We start from the raw sequence: 22,153 nt of genomic DNA, 5'->3' as shown, positions 1-22,153 counted from the left end.
TCCCAGCCATCGCTGATCCTCCAATTTGCGGGACAAACTATCCCAGTTGGTGGACCACTTTCAGGGGGCTATTCCAGTGGGTTTGCTGGACATCTCTGGTTTTTCACGGTTCGAGGTGACGGGGGCAGGGGCAGCGGCCTGGCTCGACCACCTGATGGCGTCGAAACTGCCTGCGCCCGGACGCGCGCGCCTTGCGCCGATGCTGTCCGAAACCGGCAAGCTGAAGGGGGATCTGACCGTCTTCAACTGGGGCGATGGAACCTGGTGGATCATGGGCAGCTATTACCTGCGCGAATGGCACATGCGCTGGTTCGAGGATCATATGGGTGCGGATGTGCGCATCAGAGATGTGTCAGATGCAATTGTCGGGTTTTCCCTGTCGGGGCCGAAATCCCGCGCGGTGATCGAAAAGCTGAGTGACGGACCGGTGGGCCTGCCCTTCCTGGGCTGCGGTAGTTTCGATATCGGTCTTTACCGGTGCAAGGTCGGGCGGCTGTCCGTGGCGGGCGAGTTGGGTTATGAAATCCATTGCAACGCGGCTGACCATATCGGGCTACGACGGCTGCTTCTGGAGGCCGGCGCGGATCAGGGAATTCGCGAATACGGCTTCAACGCGCTACTGTCGCTGCGACTGGAAAAAAGCTTTGGCATCTGGTCGGCGGAATTCACCCAAGGCTACACGGCGGGACAGACCGGCATGGATCGCTGGATTGATTGGGACAAGGATTTCATCGGCAAGGACGCAGCATTGGCCGAACGCGACAGCCCGTCGGCGCAGGTTCTGGTGACCTTGGAGGTGGCCGATGGCGATGCGGATGCCAGCGGCTATGAACCGGTCTGGCAAGATGGGGCTCTGGTCGGTTTCGTGACCTCGGGCGGCTATGGCCACACCCTTGGAAAATCGCTGGCCATGGCCATGGTCGACCGTAGCGCGGCTGCCGTTGGAACGGCACTGGCGGTTCATGTGGTCGGGGTCGAAAGGGCGGCGACGGTGATCGCGCCGTCCCCCTACGATCCGAACGGCATGGCGATGCGGGGCTAGGCATGGGACATGTCGAAGACTTCAATGCGCTGACAAGCGATCGGTTTCGCGCCGATCCATACCCGATCCTTGCGCACATGCGAGAGGCGCATCCGATCTACCACCTGGCCCCCGGCCTGACCGAAAGCTGGCATGTCTTTCGCTACGACGACGCGCGACAGGTCTTGCTATCGCCTGATCTGTTTTCCTCTGACAGGTCCATGCAGGGCGGCGGCGATCTGGCGGATGCGAACCTTGCTTTCCTGTTCAACAACATGATCTCGGCCTCGGGCGAACGACACCGACGCTTGCGGATGATTGCGAACCGCGCCTTCATGGCCAAGTCGATCGAGGGCCTGCGCCCGGTCTTGCAGGCGGTCGTGGACGAGAGGATGAAGATGGCGCTGTCCGGCGCGGAATTCGACCTGGTCGAAGATTTCGCCGCACCCGTCACCACCGCCATGATTTGCGACATGCTGGGCCTTCCACGCGAAGACATGGCACAAATACGAAGATGGACCGCTGTCTTGGGCGACAATTCGGGCGCAGTGACCTGGCTGGCCGAAATGGATCCCGCGCTGGCCGAAAGGGGGCGGCGGGCGGCCGCGGAAATGACAGCCTACTTCCGCGATTTCCTGTCCCGCCCGGATTGGCGTGGGGATGCGTTGTTTTCCGCGCTACGTGCGGCGGGCCCTGAGGAAGAGCGGCTGACCGAAGACGAGCTTTTGTCGATGGCCATGCTCTTGCTTCTGGCTGGAAATGAAACCACCACGAACCTGATTACCAACTTCGTGCGGCTGCTGGATGCATTTCCGGATCAGGCCGCCCGGCTGCGTGCTGATCCGACCTTTGTCGACGGCGCGATTGAAGAGACGCTGCGCATGCGCAATTCGATCCGCAATGTCGACCGTTTTGCATTGGAGGATGTGGACCTGCACGGCGTCACGATCCCACGGGGCGGGCGCGTTGTCGTCTGGTTGACCTCGGCAAACCGCGATCCGCGCGTCTTTGACGCCCCCGACCAGTTCCGCCCGGACCGCGGCCCAAATCGCCATATCGCATTCGGGCAGGGGGCGCACATGTGCCTGGGTTCGGCGCTGGCGCGGATGGAGGCCCGCGTTGCAGCCCATGCAATCGTGACCCGGACGCGCCAGATAGACCTGACAGCAGCGCCCGTGCTGGGCGTCAACGCCAACTTCGACAATATCACGCGGCAATTGTGCCGGTTTCACCCCCTACAGGACCACCCATGACACAAGAGCGCACTTCCCGGCGCCGTGGCCGCAAGTCGGCGACGGACCCCCAATCGCAACGGAAGGTGAATTACCGGGAGTTGCGCAATCCATTCCCCGTCATGTCGGTCTTTTCCGATGACGAGGCGGCGAACATGCACCAGACCGCGCTTCGGATGCTGGAAGACCTTGGCATGAAGGTATTGCTGCCCGAGGCACGCAAAATCTACGCCGCCGCTGGCGCCCGGGTCGAGGGCGAGATGGTCTTTCTGGGGCGCGAGATCGTGGAGGCGGCCCTTTCAACGGCGCCCAGGTCGATCCATTGCCGCGCTGGGGCCGCGCATCGTGACGTGGTGCTTGAACTGGGTGCGCTGGCCTTTCAACCCGGCGCGGGCGCACCTCACGCGACCGACCTGAAACGCGGCCGTCGCCCCGGTTCTGGAAATGATTTCGAAGACTACACCCGGATCGCGCATCATTTCGACGTGTTTCAGATGATGTCTCCCTCGGTCGAGCCACAGGATGTGCCGACCCATCTGCGCCACTACTTCACGACCCTTTGCCAGATGGAGAACACGGACAAGTTCCCGTTTCTCTTCGCCCGTGGCACCCCGCAGACGCGCGACAATTTCGAAATGCTCAGGATCGCGCGGGGTCTGACGGACAAGGAATTCACGGAAGGGGTGCACACCTACACGATCATCAACACCAATTCGCCCCGGTGCCTTGATATTCCGATGGCGCAAGGGCTGATCGACTTTGCCCGCGCCGGGCAGTTGTCCATTGTCACGCCGTTCACCCTGATGGGCGCCATGGCGCCGATCACCGTGGCGGGGGCAATCACCCTCAGCCACGCCGAATGCCTTGCCGCGATCACCCTGACGCAGATGGTGAAACCCGGCGCGCCGGTCTGCTATGGCACCTTTACATCGAACGTCGATATGAAATCCGGCGCCCCCGCCTTTGGTACCCCCTCGCATTTTCAGGCATCTCTGGCGGCAGGCCAAATGGCGCGGATGCTGGGCTTGCCATGGCGGTCGGCGGCGGGGTCGGCGTCGAACCTCAATGATGTCCAGGCGGCCAATGAAAACCAGCTTGGGCTGTGGGGTTGCCTGCTGTCCGGCGCGACGGTGATCATTCATTCGGCGGGATGGCTCGAAGGCGGTCTGTCGGTCAGCTATGAAAAGATCGTGACGGATGTCGAGGTGCTCAATATGGTGGCCGAACTATGTGCAGGGGCAAGGGCGGGCAAGGACGAGATTGGCCTGGCCAATGCGCTGTCGCAGGTCGCCCCGTCCGGGCACTTCTTTGCCGCGCCACAAACGATGGACCGCTATACGACCGAATTTTACCAGCCGATCGTCCATGACTATGCCAATTTCGGCACCTGGACCGAGCGCGGCGCACAGGATGCCTCGACCCGTGCCACCGCCGTCTGGGAACGTATCCTTGACGCTCCGCGGCAGGCCTTCACCCCGCCCGACCGGTTGGAGGCGCTGCGCGCTTTCATCGAAACGCGCAGCGCCGAAGGCGGCGCCCCGCCCGAGAGCTGAGAGGGGGGCGATCCATGCACGATGAACCGCCGCTGCTGCACCGGGACGATCCGAACCGCGAACCCCTTGGCGGCCACGTCAAAGTGACGCGCGACGATTGGCTTTCGTAGGCCCGCGATACGCTGGTCCGGGACGGCGTGGCACAGGTCAAGATCATGAAACTGGCCGAACGGATGGGAGTGTCGCGATCCAGTTTCTATTGGTATTTCCGTGACCGTGACGATCTGCTTCGGGCGCTATTGACAGAATGGGAGGCGCGCAACAGCGCCTCGATCATCGACCAATGCGGGTTGCAAGCGGCCAATATAACCGAAGGCGTCTGCAATTTTTTCCTGTGTTTCGTCGATCCGGATTACTTTGATACCGGGCTGGATTTCGCCGTGCGTGAATGGGCCAGACGGGACGAGGCCCTGCGGTGCCGCGTCGACGCTGCAGATGCCGCACGGCTGCGCGCGGTGACCGACATGTTCTCTCGCTACGGGTTTACCCCGGAGGAGGCGGACGCACGGGCGCGCATTCTTTACTTCATGCAGCTTGGATACCATGCGCTGGATGTCCGTGAACCAATGGGCGACAGGCTGGCGCGCGTGTCCGCATATCTGAAAGGCTTTACCGGCCGGGCCCCCGACGAACCGGCAATGGTGTCGTTCATGCGCCGCGTGGGCCGTCTGGGCCAACCCTGACCCTAGGGATCACCATTGCCGCCGGTATTGTTCGACCAAACGAGCGTCGCGTCTGAACCTCCTGTTTTAGGCTGCACTCCAAAGGAGCTTCTTTACGCGGCAGGATGTATTGATGCCTCGATGAACGGGGCGGGACCGATATCCAGTTGCGGCGCACGTTTGCGAAGAAACCGATTGCCATGCCTGTCCGGCCGCGCCACAGACGGTATAGACCCGTCAAACCGGAGAAAGCCAATGGCCAGCCCCCAAGCCACTGAAACCGAAATCCAGACCCGTGTCGCCGATCTCATGTCGTGGATGACGGTCGAGGAGAAAGCGGGCCAGCTGACCCAGTATTTCACCTTTCCGGGCGTGACCGAGGAATTGGAAAATGTCGAAACCGAGGTGCGTGCAGGGCGCGCCGGGTCGCTTCTGTTCGTGTCTGACGCGGCCGAAATCGACCGCCTGCAGCATATCGCGGTCGAAGAATCGCGGTTGGGGATCCCGTTGCTGTTCGCCTATGACGTAATCCACGGGTTTCGGACGGCCATGCCGGTGCCCCTTGCATTAGCGGCCAGCTGGGATCCTTCTCTGGCCGAGGATTGTCAGGCCATTGCCGCGAAAGAGGCGCGGTCCATCGGACTGCACTGGGCCTTTGCGCCGATGGTCGATATTGCGCGCGATCCGCGCTGGGGCCGGATGATCGAAGGCGCGGGCGAAGACCCCTTTCTGGGGTCGGCCATGGCGGCGGCGCAGGTGCGCGGATTTCAGGGCGACAGGATCGGTGCCCCGGACCGGGTGATCGCCGGGCCAAAGCATTTCGCGGGCTATGGCGCGTCTCTGGGCGGGCGCGACTATGACGAGGTCGATCTGTCCGACAGCGAGCTTTGGAACATTCATTTTCCGCCTTTCAAGGCCGCGATCGAGGCGGGGGCGGGCAATATCATGAGCGCCTATATGGGCCTCAACGGCGTTCCGGCATCTGGCAACAAATGGTTGCTGACAGATGTCTTGCGCGCTGAATGGGGGTTTGACGGTTTTGTCGTCACCGATGCGGGCGCGGCGGCGGACCTTGAAACCCACCATTTCGCCATGGACCGCCCCGATGCGGCAGTGCGGGCCCTGAACGCCGGGGTCGATATGGAAATGGCCCCGCCCTTTGGCGGCGACGCGGCCTTTCGCAGCCTTCCCGATGCGCTGGCTTCGGGCCGGATTACCATGGACCGGCTGGACGAAGCGGTGGCCCGTGTCCTGACCATGAAATTCCGAATGGGGCTGTTCGACGCGCCCTTTGTCGATGTCGCGGCGTCAGAGCGAACCCTTGCCACGGCCGCGCATGGGGATGTGGCCCTTCGGGCCGCGGAACGGTCTGCGGTCCTGTTGCGGAACGAAGGCGGGTTGCTGCCCCTGTCGCGGGATATCGGATCTATCGCGGTGATCGGCCCCTTCGCGGATGCCGCTCGCGATACATCGGGCCCGTGGATATTCCGTCAGGACGACAGTGAAACCGTGACCGTTCTGGCGGGGATTCGCGCCGCTGTCGGCAATGGAACCCGGGTTGATCATTCAGTCGGTGTTTCGGTGCCAAAGCGCCTGCATCCGTCGATCTTTGAAAATCCGTTCCTGCCGCCGACCCCCGTGATCGAGGTGGACGACGATGCCGAGATCGCCCGGTCGGTCGCCCTTGCCCAAGAGGCAGAGGTTGCCGTTCTGGTGCTGGGCGAGGCGGAGGTCATGATCGGGGAACATGCCTCGCGGTCCACGCTCGACCTGCCCGGGCGGCAACAGGAACTTCTGGATGCGGTTCTGGCCACCGGCACCCCGACGGTCCTGCTGGTCATGACGGGCCGGCCGTTGGACTTCAAAGGCGCGCAGCCGACGGCACAGATGATGATCTGGTATCCCGGCACGCGCGGCGGAGAAGCAACGGCGAACCTGCTGTTTGGGGATGCCGTGCCCGGGGGAAAACTGCCCTACAACTGGCCGCGCAACATCGGGCAGATCCCGTTGCCCTATGCGCATCTTCGGTCGTTCAAGCCCGAAGAAACCGAAATGCGCTATTGGAACGAACCCAACGGTCCGCTTTATCCGTTCGGGTTCGGGCTGAGTTATTCAAGTTTTGACTATGCCAACCTACGACTGTCTTCGGACTGCATTGCCGTCGGACAAAGTGTAGAGGTGTCGGTGGATGTGACCAACACCGGGGTTCGGGCTGCGGAAGAGGTGGTGCAGCTTTATATCCATCAACGGTATGGAACCGCAGCCCGGCCGGTGCGGGAACTGAAAGGGTTCAACCGGATCGCGCTGGCGCCCGGCGAGACCCGCAGCGTGACCTTTCCGCTGACCCCCGACCGCCTGCGGTACTGGAGCAGCGCAACACGCGGATGGGTGCAGGAACCGACCACATTTGACATCTTCGTCGGCGGGTCGTCACAAGGCGGGCTTGCCACGGTCCTGAAGGTGGATGCCTTGGCATGATTCAGTGATCGGCAATTATCCCCCGGTCAGATGGGGGGCAATCTTGCCGATGCCGGCGGACCTAATCACGGTCAGCCGGCGATCAGGCCGGTCTACGCCATTGGTCGGGACGTTGCAGAAGATCGACGAACGCAGCTTCGGCCGGGGCCTGCAACAGGTCCCTGCGCAGCAACCGTTCTGGCGTTTCGTTTTCGCGTTCGGGAAAGAAGACCGAAACCGACGCATTTGCTTCGAACAGAACGAACTGCCCGGACCCCGGATTGATCCCGATATCGGCGGCAAACAGGTCCAAGGGGACACGCTGGCCGATCTGGTCGCAGATGGCCACCAGACGTGTATCCCCGCGCAGGGCGTCGATCATTGGCAATTCACGGGTGGCTTCAAAATCGTTTGCGATATCGGACGGGGTGTTATGGACCATCCATGACGGCCCGACCTTGATATGCCGCAGGTAGGGTTGCCCCCCGACGAAGGCCACCCGCAGTTTCCGGTATTCCCCCGCGTCGGTTGCCGATTCCACGAATTGGGTCATGAAGTGTTCCTGTCCGTGAAACCGCGTATAAAGCGCGTCTTCCCAGTCTTGCGGCCCGTCGATCCGCAACAGGCCGACACCGCCCTGCAACTCGACCGGGCGGATCAGCACAGGGAAGGCAAACCCGTTGTCCGCAAACACCTGTTCAAGTTCGGCCACGGTCCGGAACCGGGTCCGGATCGTCTTTGGTACGGTCAGGTCGGGAATGCCGCCCAGTAGGGCAGGGACCCGGTCGCGCACGGTGGCGCGGATCCCTTTAGGGTGGTTGAAGATGGGCACGGTCCCGAATTTATCTTCCAGCCAGTCCAATGCGCGGCCGAAACTGTCGGCATCCGTGCAGGTGTTGACGACCCATTCGATCCCGTGCGGGACGTCATCGCCGGGATACCAGTAATCGACGGCACAGGGCGACAGCACCGATTGTGCGTCCTTTGGCAACCCCATCACATTGCGTTGCCGGTATTCGGGTTGGCCCCGCCGGGAATACCCCAGCCCTGCCGTTCCGTCATCGGGGATGGCGCGAAAGATCAGTCCGGGCTTGGCGGTCGAAGGCATTTTCGTGGTCCGTGTCATTGTAGAACAGGTTTCGGGGGCACATAGCCCCGCCACTGGTCCGGATCGGTCAAAAGCGCGTCCAGTTGCGGCCCTACCTGGGACCACATCAGCGCATGCATGGTCTGCCCCTTTTTCCCCGGCTGGGCGACACGCGGGGGCAGGCCGACCCAAAGCTGTTCGAACTGGGCGCGGCCATTGTCCTTGAACGTCAGATCGAAAGTCCAGAAATCCAGGGGTATCCGTGCGCCGATCGTCTTCAATATGCGCATCAGGTTATTCTGATCGGGGCCTTCCGGCATGTTCAGACCCGACGCCATGGTCGTTGATCCATAGGAAAACTGATAGGCAAGGGTTTGCATCTTGCGTCCGAAAATGCAGACCCGCAGCCTTTGGAACTGGGCTAGATCGGCAGTGTCCAGTTGGGTCATCGTTACCCAGCCGTTTCGCCACCAACCCAGTCTGTCCGCGCGATCCCAGTGATCGGCAGACAGGATCAGGACCCCGTCCCGTTCGGAAATGCTGGTGCCGTTGCGCAGCACGACCGGGTATTTGAAACCGGTCTCGTCGAACACCTTGCGGAAGTCTCGCAGGTGGCGCGCCTTGAACCGAAGCGTGCGCGGCACGATCAGGCCCGGAATATCGCCCAGAATCGCGGACATCGTTTCGATCCGGCACCGGGCCATCGCATCGGGGTGATTGAAAATGCGAATGTCGGTTCGGGCCGTGCGCGACATGTCATACAAGGCGTCAGAATAAAGGTCGTAGTCCGCGCACATGTTGATCGCCGCCTTTTCAGCGAAGGGCGGGGCATCGGGCGATACCGGGAACCAATACTCACGCGCTGCCCCCTTTAACCGGCGATCGGTCTCTGGCGGCAGGGGAAGAAGGCAGGGCAGACTGAAGCTGGGCTTGCCCGCGGCGTCGACACGCCATTGTGCACGGCGCAGGTTCGGCAGGCCAAGGGCAAGAACGGGCAATTCTGATTTCGACATGTGTCTCTGTTCTTGTTATGGCGTCGTCAGACACCTAAGGGTCTGGATGCAGGTCAGGCAGTTGGTATCGGTCCCCTTGGTGGGAATGCAAGCACAATAGGCAGAGTAGTGGAAATGACGGAACCCTTGGCCCCCCTTGCACGGTTTGCTTTTGACTGGGCCGAAACCCTGTGTGATGCCAATCACCGCTGCGCACCATATCACAAGATGTGGAGCATGGTTCGACTGGTCGAAAGCGACGGGGCCCTGCCTGCGGGACAGCCGTTTTTCGCCCGGCAGGCGATGGAATGCGCGCGCGGCGGCAATGTGCATGTCCTGCTGTCTGGTGGCGCAGATACGGGTATCATGGCGCTGGCCGTCGAAGAGCCGCTGCGGAAAGGTGTTTCGGTTCGGATCACTGCCGTCGATCGCTGCCGCACACCGCTCGAACAGATGCGCCTTTATGGGGCGGCGATGGGAGTTCCGGTGGACCAGTTCGCCTGCACCCTCGACCAGATCCCGGCGGGGATCGACGCGGATGCGATTTTTGGACATTCCATCCTGAGCTTCATTCCGGATGAGGCCCGCAGCGCGGTCTTCACCGCCTGGGCAGGGGCCCTGCGGCCCGGCGGGCGCGTTGTCCTGTCGCAACGCCTGACGCCCGTGAACGACACCTACCAACGCCGCAGGCCACCAAAAGACATCGAAGACCGTCGCCAGACTCTGGCGGCCCAACTGGATGAACTGGGCGATTTGCCAGCCGTGGCCTCCAAAGACGAGCTACTCGGAGCGGCGGTCGATTTCTGGCAGGTCGGAATTGCAGGGCACGATGTGACCGAGGCCCAGATCCGGGACCATTCAGCGGCAGCAGGACTGATCGTCCGCCAGGTAGAAGAAGCGCCCGCAGCCGCGAGCGTATCGCCCTTCATGCTGGCTTCGCAGGCTGTCCGTAGGCCCCGATATGAAATCGTGCTCGAACGCCCGGACAATTGATCAAAGGGATCAGCGGAACAGGTCCAAGACCGCCGGGGATGGCAGCATGACATTGCCCCAGGAGTTGAAATAACTGGCCATCAGGATGGTAAGCCCCATCCCGATCAGTCCCGGATAGATCAGCCGTTCGGGCTTCCAGTCACGCCGTGCCCACATCCAAAGGACAGTCAGGGCGCCGGTCCCGATGCTCAGCCCAAAAAGCCAGACACCGGCCGGATAAACCACGAGAAGGGCAAGGGGCAGGGCGTTTGACGCTGGTATCCCCAGAACCGTCCCGGACCCGGCAGGCTGTTTCTGGCGCAGGGAGTCGCGGGCCGCAACGATCACCAGAACTGTTGCGCAGATCACGATCACCAGTCGTGCATAGAAGGAATAGCCGTGGTGGGTGAAGGCCATGATCGCAAGGACGATGCCGATCGCGGCGACGACCCATCCGAAATGGTCCACATGCGGCTTGAGGGGCGGGCGCGGCTCTGACCCGCGCTTTTTCCGCACCATCCAGAAAATCGACGCAAGGATCATCGCTGCAAGAAGCATCGCCGCCGGTCGGTCAAGTAGGCTGAGCCGGCCAAGCGACTGCAACTGGGCCGCGACCATCATGTTCGCTTCGAAAAAGTCACCAAGGACGAAGGCGATGACCATCGGTACGCGGGGCCAGTTGAAGTGCTTGAGCAGGTAGCCGAACACCCCGAGACCCAGGGCGACGTAAAGATCGACCAGCCCGCCGTGAAGGTGGATGATCGAAACTGCGCTGGCGATCAGAACCGGCAACGCAATGCTATGGACGGGCAGCCGGGTCAGTCCGGCCAGCGCCGGGGCAACGGTGACCCCGACAACAGATGTCAGGATGTTTGACAGAAGCAGGGCAAGGATCAGCGTAAAGGTTAGGCCAAGGTCGACGCTTAGCATCGGGGTTCCGGGCGTGAGCCCGTGAATGGCAAGAACCGTCACAAGGATGATCCCGGCCTCGCTGCCTGGCAGGCCAAAGGCGATGGCCGGCAAGAGCGATCCGCCGTCCTTTGCATCCACTGCCGCTTCCGGACCGATCAGGCCTCGCAGATCACCTTTCCCGAAATTGTCCCGATCGGTCTTTGCGCTTTGGACCGCGTGACCATAGGCGACAAAGCCCGCAACTGTGCCCCCGACGCCGGGAATGATCCCCACGAGTGTGCCGATGATCGAACTTCGAAAGGTCAGCCACCGATGGGTGAACACCGCCCGGATCCCCGCCCGGACAGAATCCTGTTCTCGCCCCTCTGGCGGGCCGTCGGAAATCACATAGTCCTTCTGCCAGGACACCAGTTCCGCCAGCGTGAAATATCCCAAAAGCACGGCGATCGCCGACAGGCCACCCTGAAGCGATAGTGTCCCGAAGGTCCAGCGTGGCGCTGCCGTCACGGGATCCGTCCCCACCATCGCAAGCACCAGCCCGATGAGGGTCACCGCGATAGCCTTGAGCGTCGACGAATTGGGAATGGCCGCAATCGTGGACAAACCCCAGATACCCAACAGGACCCGTTCAAGCGGGCCGAATTCAAGGATGAATTCCCGCACGATGGGCAGGAGGAGCAACAGAACGATCACCCCGAAGACCGATCCCACGGCCGAGGCTGTTGCCGCTGTTGCGATGGCGGTCCGGGGCAGGCCCTTGCGGGTCAGCGCATGGCCGTCAAGAAGGACAGACGCCGCCGAGGTATTGCCGGGGATATTGAACAGGATCCCGGTCAGCGACCCCATGAAGGTGGCCCCGCCCGTCAGCGCACCAAACAGCAGCAGCACGGACACCGGGTCCCAATTGATTGTCCACAGGATCAGGATTGCCGACAGGCTTGCCATCCCGATCCCCGGCAGGAAGGACGCCGTCATCGCGACAAGCGTCCCCAGCACCGGGATCAGGATGTTGGGCCATGCCAGAAGGTTGTTCAGCCCTTCGGCAAGGGCTGCGAAATAGCCTGCGGACATGGTGGATCAGTCTTCCTGATCCGCCATGATTTGTTCGATGAGGGCGCGGCCCGAAGCCGCGGCGCGCAACATCGCCGCCGCCTTGTTGGTGGCTGCGCTGCCGGTGAGAGGTGCAAGCGGCCGACCCTGGGCTTCGAGCGTTTCCGCTACCTCGGGCGAGGTCATTGCGACCTCCATCGCGTCGCGCAGGCAGTCACGAAACTCTGAGTCGACGGAGTTCGAAACATAGAATCCGCGCACGGCACCGGAAAGCCCCACTGCCGCCTCTGCATAGGCCTGGCGTTCGGCCTGGACCTCCGCCGAAAGGCCAGCGGCGCGCATTTCCGCAACGCCACCCGGTCCGGCAAGATAGGGGACGTCAGGCGCGGCCGCGTCGTAGGCATCGGAGACCACTAGCGCAACAAAGGCGTCATTTCCCTCGGTCCGTCGCAGAGACGTCTGGAGCGAGATCGAGGTCATATCTACCTCGCCACGCAGAACAGCGGCGACGAATTCGCTTGATCCGCCATAGCCACCGACGACCTCGGTTTCGATCCCGAGAGCCAAGCCAACAAGCACCACGGCGATGACGGAATCTTCCAGCGACCCCTGCGCCGCGACCAGGTGGGTCATCGAGAGGTCGGTGATATCCCTGCCTACCGGCAAGATCCACGCATCGGGTGCGACATGCGCAATCGCCAGCGTATCAACGACAGAAAGGATCGTGTCTTCGCTATCCGACGCGACGGTGTCCACGGTCAGGTCAACCGCGTTTTCCATGAGGATGACAATGTCGTCCGAACCCGCCTGCAACATCAACCGCCGCGCAACAAGTCCGCCGCCGGCCTCGTTATTCACGACACGGACCCGCAGGCCAGAGGCATCAGCCATCGCCGGCGCGATTGCACGCGCATAGGTGTCATACCCGCCACCCGGCGCATTCGGTACGATAATTGTCGAACTGCGGTCGGCCAGCGTTGCCTTGCAGGTTTCTGAAATCTCCGCCGAGGCGCCAGTGGCCACGACCGTCGCGGCAAGCGCGACGCTCTTGAAATAGTTGTTCATGTCCCAATCCCCATTGTGGCCCTCCAGCAAGGACCTGACGCATGCGTAGCAAATTCAGCAAGAGCGGTGAACCCTTTTTCCTGCGAAAGGGCAACACAGGGGCATGATCCGTTTCTAGGGCGGTGCGCCGTTCTTGCCCGGTGTCAGGTTTGGTGTCAGAAACCACCCGAACGATCCCCAGAACGGCAGACGATCCGATGACCCAGACCATTTTTGTCCTGAACGGCCCGAACCTGAACCTACTTGGTCAGCGCCAGCCCGAAGTTTATGGGGCGGACACATTGGCCGATGTCGAACAATCCTGCGCGGCGCTGGCCGGGGAATTGGGTCTGCGCGTCGATTTTCGGCAGTCGAACCACGAGGGCCAAATCGTTGACTGGATTCAAGAAGGGCGGGACAAGGCCGCCGGGATCATCATCAATCCTGCTGCACTGACCCATTATTCCATCGCCGTTCTGGATGCGCTGAACGCCTATGACGGCCCGGTGATCGAAGTGCACATCAGCCAGGTCCACAAGCGTGAAGAATTCCGCCACAAGTCCTTTGTCAGCCTGCGGGCCGACGCGGTGATGGCGGGCTTTGGTGTGCATGGCTATGAACTGGCCCTGCGCCACGTGGCGCGGCTTCTGGCCTAGGGCGCGACCGACACCGCCTTTAGAACCGCAAAGACCTTCTGTCCTTCATGCAGGCCAAGCGCCTGCACCGACCGGCGCGTGACCCGCGACAGGATCAGGTTCGGCCCCGCCGCCAGTTGCACGATGGCCCCCGGGCCGGTGCCAATCCGTATGTCGCGGACCGTGACGGGCAGCACGTTCAGCGCCGATATGCCTTTTGGGCGTTCGGTGGCGATCATCACGTCCTGTGCCTCGATATGGACCCGCACGTCGGCCCCCAGTGGGCGGTCAATCCTTGGCAAAAGGATATGATGGCCACCCGCGTCCAACTCGGTCAGCCCATCGTCGTGCTGGGCGTGGATCGTGGCCGACAGGACCGCGCCCGCCGCCCGCGCGCCCATCGGCGTCACGCCGGGATCGCCCAGAACCTCTGTCGCCGGGCCAACCCGTGTCACCCGGCCTTTTTCGATGGCGACCACCGTGGTGGCCAGCCGTGCCACCTCGGCCGGGGAATGGCTGACGTAGAGGATCGGAACCGTCGCCGCGTCGCGGAGCCTTTCGAAATACGGCAGGATCTCCGCCTTGCGAGCCTCGTCCAGCGCGGCCAGTGGCTCATCAGCCAGAAGGATATCGGGGGCCGACAAAAGGGCGCGGCCGATGGCGACCCGCTGCGCCTCGCCCCCCGACAGCGCGCCGGGGCGTCGATCCAGCAGCGGGCCGATGCCCAGCATCTCGATCACATTGTCGAAGCCCGGCCCGGTTGCTGGCTTGGGCGCGAACCAGCGCCCATAGCTCAGATTCTGGCGGACCGTTAGATGCGGGAACAACCGCCCGTCCTGAAACACATAGCCGACCCGGCGCTGGTGCGGCGGCAGGCACAGCCCCGCGCCACGATCAACCAACACCCGATCCGCCACCGATATCCGCCCCGCATCGGGCCTGAGCAGCCCGGCAACCGCGTTCACCACGGTCGATTTCCCAGCCCCCGATGGGCCGAACAGAACCGTCAGGCCGGGCGGGGCATCAAAGCGGACATCAAGGTCGAAATCACCCGCCTTGTGCTGGATAGAGACAGAAATCGTCATCGGCCACCCACCCGCGCGGCGATCCGGCGCGACAGAACTTCGGACCCGATCAGCGCCGCCATGGCCACCACCACCGCGACGATGACCAGCCGCAACGCCGAGGATTCGCCGCCCGGCACCTGAAGGAAGGCATAGATGGCCGAGGGCAAGGTCTGGGTCTGGCCGGGGATATTCGACACGAAGGTGATCGTCGCGCCAAATTCACCCATTGCCTTGGCGAAGGCCAGAATGCTGCCCGCAAGGATACCCGGCAGGATCAGGGGCAGGGTGACCGTGGCAAAGACCCAAGGGCGCGAGGCCCCCAAGGTGCCCGCCGCCTGTTCCAGTTTCGGGTCCACCGCCTCGATCGACAGGCGGATCGCCCGGACCATCAGCGGAAAGGCCATGATCCCGGCCGCCAGCGCCGCCCCGGTCCAGCGAAAGGCGAAACTGATACCGATGGCCTGGAGTGCGCCGCCGACCGGCCCTTGCGTGCCAAAGGTCAGCAAGAGCAAATAGCCGGTGACCACCGGCGGCAGGATCAGGGGCAGGTGAACGATCCCGTTCAACAGGGTCTTGCCGGGAAAGGACCAGCGCGCGAGCGCGTGGGCCGCAAGCACGGCCAGCGGCAGCGACCATAGCGTCGCCCAAAAGGCCACCTTGAGCGACAGGGTGACCGCCTGCCATTCCTCGGGTCCGAGCCAGCCGCTCATCGGGACGCCTCTGGCCGGGTGAACCCTTGCTGGGTAAAGATCGCCCCGGCCTCTGGCCCGGTGAGGTAGGACAAAACATCGTCGGCGGCCCCGGTTGTCAGGGCGGCGATGGGGTAGGTGATGGGCGGATGGCTGTCTTCGGCAAAGGTGCCAAGGACCGTCACAGAGGGATCGGCGAGCGCATCGGTGGCATAGGTCACGCCAAACCGCGCCTCGCCCCGCGCGACAAGGGCAAGTGCGGCGCGGACGTTGTCGGTCTGGACCACCTGCGCGGCGATATCATCCCATAACCCAAGGTCTTGCAGGGCGGTCTTGCCGTAGATGCCGGCCGGAACCGCATCGACAAGGGCCATCGCAATCCGTTCGGACCCCAGCAGCCCGCGGACCGCCGCGGCGTCCGTCATGTCCACCATTGTCCCCGATGCGTGCCCGATCAGGACAATCCGGTTGCCCAGCAGGTCGGTCCGCGTGTCATCCCGGATCAGGCCCTGATCAGACAGTACATCCATCCAGTCGGGATTGGCCGAGATGAAAATATCGGCGGGCGCGCCATGGGCGATTTGCCGGGCCAGCGCCGAGGTGCCCGCGTAGACAAGGATCAGGTCGTGGCCCGTCGCCGCCTCTGCCACCGGTTCGATGGCATCCAGCGCGGTCTTCAGGCTGGCCGCCGCAAAGATCGTCACCCGGTCGGCCTGCGCCGGAACGGGCAGGGCAAGAAGGCAGGCGAACAGGGCAAGGGTGCGCAACATGGCGCGACTATCCGCCAAGGCCGGGGGCAGAGGCAAGCACCCTATTGGCGCAGGCAGGCGGCCATGTCGCTGGCCAGCCGATCAAGGAAAGCCGGGTAAAAACCGGGGCCTGCGGGAATGTCGCTGCCCAGCGGGTCCAGAACCCCGATCCGCGCGCCGGTGCCTTCGATGGCGGTTTCCAGAAGGTCAGTGTTGAACTGCGGTTCGGCGAAGGCGCAGACCACGCCGGTGTCGATGACGGTATCCCGAACCTCGGCCAGACGCGCCGCCGATGGCGCACTGGCGTCGGGCAGGGCGAGGGCCGCGACAGGGGCAAGGCCAACCGCCCCTTCGAAATACTGATAGGCGTCGTGAAAGACGAGGTAGGGGTGGTCCGTCAGCGGGGCGAGCGCTGCACGCGCCCCGGTCAGGGCCGCGGCGATTTCCGCCCGGCCCGCATCGGCATTCGCCCGGTAGGTGGCTGCATTGTCCGGGTCGATCCGCGACAGCTCTGCCGCGATTACATCCAGCCACAAGGCGGCATTGTCGGGGGCAAGCCACAAGTGCGGGTCTTCGCCAGCGTGGTCGTGCCCATCATGGTCTTCGTCGTGGTCCCCGGCATGATCATCGTGATCCCCGTGGTCATCTTCTTCCGCGATCTCGCGGAAGGGCAGTCGGACGGTCCCCGCGGCCTGCGACAGTTCGACGACCGCTGCGGCCCCGGCCAGCTGCGCGACCGGTTCTTCCAGCCAGGGGGTCAGCCCGTGGCCGACCCAGAACACCACATCGGCCCGTTCCAGTGCTGCGGCCTCGGACGGGCGCAGCGCATAGCTGTGGGGACTGGACCCCGCGCGGATCAGCACGTCAGGGGTGCCAACGCCATCCATCACCCGCGCGGCAAGCCCCTGAACCGGCCCGATATCGGCCACGACATTCGGAACATCGGCAAGGGCAGGGGCGGCAGACAGGGCGATGGCAAGGGACAGTGCGCGCATGGGTCCTCCGGTGTTATGATATAACAGTTGCGCCAGGTATAGATGTTACGTTATCTCATCGCAAGCCCCAAACGGACGGACCGCAGATGGATACGCTCGCCTTCGATACCCACGACCATCGCAGTTGCATCGCATCAGGCGTGGCGCAGGCCGAGGCCCAGTGCGCCAGCGCGGGGCTGCAATTCACGCCGGTGCGTCGCCGGGTGCTTGAGATTCTGCTGGCCGGTCATCGCGCGATGGGGGCCTATGATATCCTTGAAGTGCTTCGGGAAGAGGGGCTCGGTTCGCAGCCGCCCGTCGCCTATCGGGCGCTGGATTTTCTCGTCTCGAACGGGTTTGCCCATAAGATCGAGCGGCTGAACGCCTTTGTCGCCTGTTCCCATATGGCCGAGGACCACGCCCCGGCCTTCCTGATCTGCCGCGCCTGTGGGTCTGTGGCAGAGGCCGAGATTCGGCTGGAACGGGGCCGTCTGGGCGAGGCGGCGGCGCAGGCCGGGTTTACCATCGAACGCACCGTGGTCGAGGCCGAGGGACTGTGCCCCAATTGCGCCAAAGGACAAGGCGCATGAGCCTGATTGAAACCCGGGGTCTTGGGGTCCGCTTTGGCGGGCACACCGTCCTGTCGCATGTGGATTTCGCCATTGACCGGGGTGAGATCGTGACCATCGTCGGGCCGAACGGGTCGGGCAAATCCACGCTTTTGCGGGCGATCATCGGGGCGGTCAGCCCGACCTCGGGGCAGGTAATCGCCGCGCCGGGGCTGAAGGTGGGCTATGTCCCGCAAAAGCTGCACATCGACCCGACCCTGCCGCTGACGGTCGAACGGTTTCTGAACCTGCCCCGCCGGGTGAGCCGCGATGCCGCCCGCGACGCGCTGCGCCACGCCGGGCTGGACGCGCGGCTGTCGCATCAGATGGCGGACCTGTCGGGCGGACAGTTCCAGCGCGTCCTGCTGGCGCGGGCGCTTCTGACCAACCCGGACCTTCTGATCCTCGATGAGGCAACCCAAGGGCTGGACCAGCCCGGATCGGCCGCCTTTTACCGGCAGATCGAAACTGTCCGGCAGGACATCGGCTGCGCCGTCCTGATGGTCAGCCATGAATTGCATGTGGTTATGGCCGCGTCCGACCGGGTGATCTGCCTGAACGGCCATATCTGCTGCGAAGGGGCGCCGGAACATGTGGCCCAGGCGGAAGAATACCGCGCTCTCTTCGGCTCCGGCACCGGGGGGGCGCTGGCGCTCTATCGGCACGATCATGACCACGGGCATGACCACGGGCATGACCACGACCACCATCATCACCACGATCATCACGGGGCGGCGGAATGACGTTTCTGGACAGTTTCCTGATCCGCGCGGCGCTTGCCGGTGTCGGGGTGGCACTGGCGGCAGCCCCGCTCGGGTGTCTGATCGTCTGGCGGCGCATGGCCTATTTCGGGGATGCGACGGCCCATGCCTCGATCCTTGGGGTCGCGCTGGCGCTGGCACTGAATACATCGGTCTTTGGCGGCGCGCTGGTGGTTGCGCTTTTGATGGCAGCGACGGTATCGACCTTGTCCGGGCGCGGCTATGCGATGGATACGCTCTTGGGGGTCATGGCGCATTCGGCGCTGGCTATCGGTCTGGTCGCCGTTTCCTTTCTGCAGGGGGTGCGGATTGACCTGATGGCCTATCTTTTCGGCGATATCCTTGCGGTAGGCCGGGTAGACCTCGTGGTAATCTGGGGCGGGGTTGCGGTGGTTCTGGGGCTGTTGTGGTGGCGCTGGTCGGCGATCCTGACCGCCACGCTGTCCCCCGATCTGGCCCATGCCGCCGGCATTGACCCGAAGCGGGAACAGCTTGCGCTGACCGTTGCGCTGGCGTTGGTCGTGGCGGTCGCGATCAAGGTTGTCGGCGTGCTGCTGATCGCCGCGCTTTTGCTGATCCCGGCTGCCGCGGCCCGGCCCTTTGCCGCGACGCCCGAACGGATGGCGCTGATCGCGGCGGGCATCGGGGCAGGGTCGGCGCTGGCGGGGCTGCAACTGTCCTACCTGTTCGATACGCCCACCGGGCCGACCATTGTCTGCGTTGCGGCGGGTGTCTTCCTGTTGGCGTCGATCGTCACCCTGGGGCGGCGCGGCTAGGCGCGGGTTACCGCAGCGCGAACCCGTGGCAAAACATCGTCCATGAAGGCCCGTGCCTGATCGGCGTCGGGTGCTTCGATCAACACCCGCAGTTCCGGCGCGTTGCCCGAGGGGCGCAGGTGCAGCACTCGCCCGTCAGCCAGATGCATCCGCAGCCCGTCGGTCAGGTCCAGTCGGGCATCTTCCAGCGCCGGTAGGAATGCCGCCCGCGCGGCGCTGTCCCCGATCAATGCGGCAATCCACCGGGCGGATTGGTCGGTTGGTATCTCGGGCAGGCGGTCGGTGGCGGTGACACGCAGCCGATGCGCCGTAACAAGGGCCGACAGGGGCGCGCCCTGTAGACGGGCTTGCCACAGCGGGATCAGGATCGGCAGCACCGCGTCCCGCGTTGGCAGGGCGGTCAAAACGCCGCCCGCGGGTCCGGTCCAGTCAAACCCCAGCAGGAACCCGCCATTTGCCTCATAGCCCGCTACTTGGCCACCGGCCTGCCGCATCCCGTCAATAACGTAGGGGGACCCGATCCGGGTGCGGATCACCCTTGGGGCCAGACCTAGCGCCTCTAGGCTGCTGTTCGACGACACTGGCGTCACCACCGTGTCGGCTCCAAGCGCGGCCACGCAGATCTGGCCAAGGATGTCCCCTGGCACGATCTGTCCCATCTCGTCGGCCACAAGCGGCCGGTCACTGTCCCCATCTGTTGATACCAGCGCATCAAGCGCATGGTCGGCACACAAGGCAGGCAGGCGGTTACGCAACACGGGATCGACCGCTTCGGTATCGACGGGGATGAATTGGTCGGAGGGGTCGATTACGACCACATCGGCGCCAAGATCAGTCAGGATATCGGCAAGGATATCGCGGCCCACCGCCGAATGGGCATAAATGCCGATCCGCGCACTGTGCAGAATGGAGCCAAACCCGTTCACATATTTGGCGCGGTAGGCGGACTTGGCCGCATCGCTGGGCGCAATCTGCACGGCACGCTGGCCCACCGGTTGCCCGAGGGCAGCAAGAATGGCAGCCTCGTCCGCTTTGGTGATCTCGCCTGCGGGGGTGTAGAATTTCAGCCCGTTGCGGTCCGCCGGGATATGGCTGCCAGTGACCATGATCGCGCTTTGGCCCTGCGCCATCGCCCAATGGGCCAGCGCGGGGGTGGGCAGGGCGCCGCAATCGGTGACGGGCAGGCCAGTCCCGGCCGCAGCCTGCGCCACGACAGCGGCGATATCGGGAGAAGAGGGGCGCAAATCCCGCCCTATGCACAGACCGGTCCCGGCGTCGCAGGCGGCAAGAAAGGCGCGGGTGTAGTCGGCAACCAGTTCCGGGGTCAGCTCTGTCACCAACCCACGCAGCCCGCTTGTGCCGAACTTGGGCGGCACCCTATTGGCCCCCGGTCCTGCGGGCATAGGCGTCTTCGTAGCGGATGATGTCATCCTCGCCCAGATAGGCGCCGGTCTGCACCTCGATCAGGGTCATCGGCAGCTTGCCGGGGTTTTCCAGCCGGTGCACCGCGCCAAGCGGGATATAGACGCTTTCGTTTTCCGACAGCAGGCGGCAGTCGTCGCCCACGGTCACCTTGGCGGTGCCCTGCACCACGATCCAGTGTTCGGCCCGGTGCACGTGGCTTTGCAGCGACAGGGCCGCGCCCGGCTTCACCACGATCCGTTTGACCTGAAACCGGTCGGCAAGAACCAGCGTCTCAAAGTGACCCCATGGGCGATGATCGACCGTGAAACAGGTCGCCGCCTTCACCTCCTTGGCTTTCAGGGCGGCAACGGCCTCTTTCACCTCTTGCGCGCGGGATTTTTCGGCCACAAGAACCGCGTCGCGCATGGCGACCGCCACGATGTTGTCCAGCCCGATCCCGACAAGGGCCGGGCCGCCGTCTTCGCTGCGCAACAGGCTGTCGCGGCAATCAAGCGCCGTTACATCGCCCAGCGTGGCCAGCCCTGCGTCGTCCTGTTGGGCAAGGTCGTGCACCGCCTGCCAGCCGCCCAGATCGGACCAAAGCCCGGCATAGGGCACCACCGTCAGATTGCCCGCCTTTTCCATCACCGCATAGTCGACAGAGGCATTGGGCAATTCGGCCCAGGGGCCGGGGGCAAGGCGGAAGAAATCAAGGTCTTCGCGCCCGTCGGCCAGCGCGGCGCGGACTGGACCGACGATCTCGGGCGCGTGGGTGTTGAAGGCGTCCAGAAGGGTCCGGACCGAGGCAAGGAAGATGCCCGCGTTCCACAAATGCCGCCCCCCGGCCAGCATCTGTTCGGCGCGGGCCGCATCCGGTTTCTCGACAAAACACTCTAGGGGCAGGGGGGTGCCTGGCCCGTCCGGCGGGTTGGCCAGTTCCAGATAGCCAAAGCCGGTTTCAGCCCGCGTCGGGGCAATCCCGAAGGTGACGATCCGCCCGTCCAGCGCCGGGGCGATCCCGGCCAGAACGGCGGCCCGGAAGGCGTCGGTATCGGGGATATGGTGATCCGACGGCGCAATCAGCATCAGCGCGTCGGGGTCGCGGTCGGCCACCCGCAGGGCGGCGGCAAGGATTGCAGGGGCGGTATTGCGTCCTTCGGGTTCGATCAGCAGGTCTGCGCCCTCTATCCCGATCTCCTGCAACTGTTCGCCCACGACAAAGCGGAAATCGGCATTGGTCAGGATCAGGGGGGCTGCAAAATCAACGCCATTTCGCCCCGACAGCCGCAGCGCGGTTTCCTGAAACAGCGACTTGTCCGAGGTCATCGCCGCGAATTGCTTGGGTCGGCTTTGCCGGGACATGGGCCAAAGCCGCGTGCCCGACCCGCCGCACAGAATGACCGGGACGATCCGTGCCATCGCTATTCCCCCGCCAACCCGCTGAGGTATTTGCCGTATCCGTTTTTGCCGAACCGTGCGGCCCGTTCGGTCAGGTCTTCGCGCGTGAT

General features: G+C 63.8%; 20 protein-coding genes. 10 read left to right on the top strand and 10 right to left on the bottom strand.

Translation table 11 applies throughout. From position 1 onward, the window contains the following. Nucleotides 1-76 precede the first annotated feature (76 nt). The 5 genes from U3648_RS16040 to bglX all read left to right on the top strand — a co-directional run bounded on the left by U3648_RS16040 (nt 77) and on the right by bglX (nt 6,946). The gene (locus U3648_RS16040; RefSeq protein ID WP_420860241.1) at nt 77-1,042 is read left to right on the top strand and encodes an aminomethyl transferase family protein; all 966 of its coding nucleotides are present in this window, start codon (nt 77-79) and stop codon (nt 1,040-1,042) included. A gap of 2 nt (nt 1,043-1,044) precedes the next feature. Then, nucleotides 1,045-2,274 (top strand): cytochrome P450, encoded by a 1,230-nt coding sequence (locus U3648_RS16035; RefSeq protein ID WP_420860240.1) that lies wholly within the window; start codon nt 1,045-1,047, stop codon nt 2,272-2,274. Beyond that, nucleotides 2,271-3,806, top strand: coding sequence for a trimethylamine methyltransferase family protein (locus tag U3648_RS16030; protein ID WP_420860239.1), 1,536 nt, complete (start codon nt 2,271-2,273; stop codon nt 3,804-3,806). Before U3648_RS16035 ends, U3648_RS16030 begins: the two co-directional genes overlap by 4 nt. A 122-nt stretch (nt 3,807-3,928) precedes the next feature. Beyond that, the gene (locus tag U3648_RS16025; protein ID WP_420860242.1) at nt 3,929-4,489 is read left to right on the top strand and encodes a TetR/AcrR family transcriptional regulator; all 561 of its coding nucleotides are present in this window, start codon (nt 3,929-3,931) and stop codon (nt 4,487-4,489) included. A 234-nt stretch (nt 4,490-4,723) separates the two neighbouring features. Further along, nucleotides 4,724-6,946, top strand: a complete 2,223-nt coding sequence (gene bglX, locus U3648_RS16020) for a beta-glucosidase BglX (RefSeq protein ID WP_420860238.1) — start codon at nt 4,724-4,726, stop codon at nt 6,944-6,946. An 82-nt stretch (nt 6,947-7,028) separates the two neighbouring features. Here the strand turns inward: bglX and U3648_RS16015 are convergent, their stop codons facing one another. Continuing rightward, a complete protein-coding gene (locus U3648_RS16015; RefSeq protein WP_420860237.1) occupies nt 7,029-8,051 on the bottom strand; it encodes an ATP-grasp domain-containing protein in 1,023 nt (340 codons plus the stop codon). Beyond that, nucleotides 8,048-9,025: a hypothetical protein gene (locus U3648_RS16010; RefSeq protein ID WP_420860236.1), complete on the bottom strand. Its 978-nt coding sequence runs from the start codon at nt 9,023-9,025 to the stop codon at nt 8,048-8,050. The genes U3648_RS16015 and U3648_RS16010 overlap by 4 nt, the downstream gene beginning before the upstream one ends. Before the next feature lie 114 nt (nt 9,026-9,139). Between U3648_RS16010 and U3648_RS16005 the strand changes: the two genes are divergently transcribed. Further along, the gene (locus U3648_RS16005; RefSeq protein WP_420860235.1) at nt 9,140-9,997 is read left to right on the top strand and encodes a class I SAM-dependent methyltransferase; all 858 of its coding nucleotides are present in this window, start codon (nt 9,140-9,142) and stop codon (nt 9,995-9,997) included. Nucleotides 9,998-10,006: 9 nt separating this feature from the next. On the opposite strand, the gene U3648_RS16000 is transcribed toward U3648_RS16005, so the two are convergent. Further along, nucleotides 10,007-11,959: a tripartite tricarboxylate transporter permease gene (locus U3648_RS16000; RefSeq protein ID WP_420860234.1), complete on the bottom strand. Its 1,953-nt coding sequence runs from the start codon at nt 11,957-11,959 to the stop codon at nt 10,007-10,009. 6 nt (nt 11,960-11,965) lie between these two features. After that, nucleotides 11,966-13,003 (bottom strand): hypothetical protein, encoded by a 1,038-nt coding sequence (locus U3648_RS15995; protein ID WP_420860233.1) that lies wholly within the window; start codon nt 13,001-13,003, stop codon nt 11,966-11,968. Between the two features lie 197 nt (nt 13,004-13,200). On the opposite strand from U3648_RS15995, the gene aroQ reads away from it, so the two are divergent. After that, nucleotides 13,201-13,638: a type II 3-dehydroquinate dehydratase gene (gene aroQ / locus U3648_RS15990; protein ID WP_420860232.1), complete on the top strand. Its 438-nt coding sequence runs from the start codon at nt 13,201-13,203 to the stop codon at nt 13,636-13,638. Here the strand turns inward: aroQ and modC are convergent. From modC to U3648_RS15970, 4 genes are read right to left on the bottom strand one after another with little or no spacing between them, the layout of a single operon-like run. Beyond that, a complete protein-coding gene (gene modC, locus U3648_RS15985) occupies nt 13,635-14,702 on the bottom strand; it encodes a molybdenum ABC transporter ATP-binding protein (protein WP_420860231.1) in 1,068 nt (355 codons plus the stop codon). The two genes, aroQ and modC, sit on opposite strands and share 4 nt — an antisense overlap. Next, nucleotides 14,699-15,394: a molybdate ABC transporter permease subunit gene (modB, locus tag U3648_RS15980; protein WP_420860230.1), complete on the bottom strand. Its 696-nt coding sequence runs from the start codon at nt 15,392-15,394 to the stop codon at nt 14,699-14,701. Before modB ends, modC begins: the two co-directional genes overlap by 4 nt. Further along, nucleotides 15,391-16,143: a molybdate ABC transporter substrate-binding protein gene (modA, locus tag U3648_RS15975; protein ID WP_420860229.1), complete on the bottom strand. Its 753-nt coding sequence runs from the start codon at nt 16,141-16,143 to the stop codon at nt 15,391-15,393. The genes modB and modA overlap by 4 nt, the downstream gene beginning before the upstream one ends. A 41-nt stretch (nt 16,144-16,184) precedes the next feature. Then, nucleotides 16,185-17,117: a zinc ABC transporter substrate-binding protein gene (locus U3648_RS15970; RefSeq protein ID WP_420860228.1), complete on the bottom strand. Its 933-nt coding sequence runs from the start codon at nt 17,115-17,117 to the stop codon at nt 16,185-16,187. Nucleotides 17,118-17,203: 86 nt separating this feature from the next. Here U3648_RS15970 and U3648_RS15965 point away from each other — a divergent pair, with 86 nt between their 5' ends. Genes U3648_RS15965 through U3648_RS15955 form a run of 3 tightly spaced genes read left to right on the top strand, consistent with a single transcriptional unit; the run spans nt 17,204 to nt 19,241 of the window. Beyond that, nucleotides 17,204-17,686, top strand: coding sequence for a transcriptional repressor (locus U3648_RS15965; protein WP_420860227.1), 483 nt, complete (start codon nt 17,204-17,206; stop codon nt 17,684-17,686). Continuing rightward, a complete protein-coding gene (locus U3648_RS15960; protein ID WP_420860226.1) occupies nt 17,683-18,447 on the top strand; it encodes a metal ABC transporter ATP-binding protein in 765 nt (254 codons plus the stop codon). The genes U3648_RS15965 and U3648_RS15960 overlap by 4 nt, the downstream gene beginning before the upstream one ends. Beyond that, nucleotides 18,444-19,241, top strand: coding sequence for a metal ABC transporter permease (locus tag U3648_RS15955; RefSeq protein ID WP_420860225.1), 798 nt, complete (start codon nt 18,444-18,446; stop codon nt 19,239-19,241). The genes U3648_RS15960 and U3648_RS15955 overlap by 4 nt, the downstream gene beginning before the upstream one ends. Here the strand turns inward: U3648_RS15955 and U3648_RS15950 are convergent. Then, nucleotides 19,238-20,644, bottom strand: a complete 1,407-nt coding sequence (locus U3648_RS15950; RefSeq protein WP_420860224.1) for a phosphomannomutase — start codon at nt 20,642-20,644, stop codon at nt 19,238-19,240. The genes U3648_RS15955 and U3648_RS15950 overlap by 4 nt on opposite strands. Further along, complete coding sequence (locus U3648_RS15945; protein ID WP_420860223.1) at nt 20,619-22,064, bottom strand: mannose-1-phosphate guanylyltransferase/mannose-6-phosphate isomerase; 1,446 nt, start codon at nt 22,062-22,064, stop codon at nt 20,619-20,621. Before U3648_RS15945 ends, U3648_RS15950 begins: the two co-directional genes overlap by 26 nt. Nucleotides 22,065-22,153 lie beyond the last annotated feature (89 nt).

The sequence above is a fragment of the Marivivens marinus genome (assembly GCF_035969385.1).
Classification (GTDB): domain Bacteria; phylum Pseudomonadota; class Alphaproteobacteria; order Rhodobacterales; family Rhodobacteraceae; genus SELP01.
The sequence above is the reverse complement of the archived record's forward strand: the minus strand, read 5'-3'. Positions and strand labels throughout refer to the sequence as shown.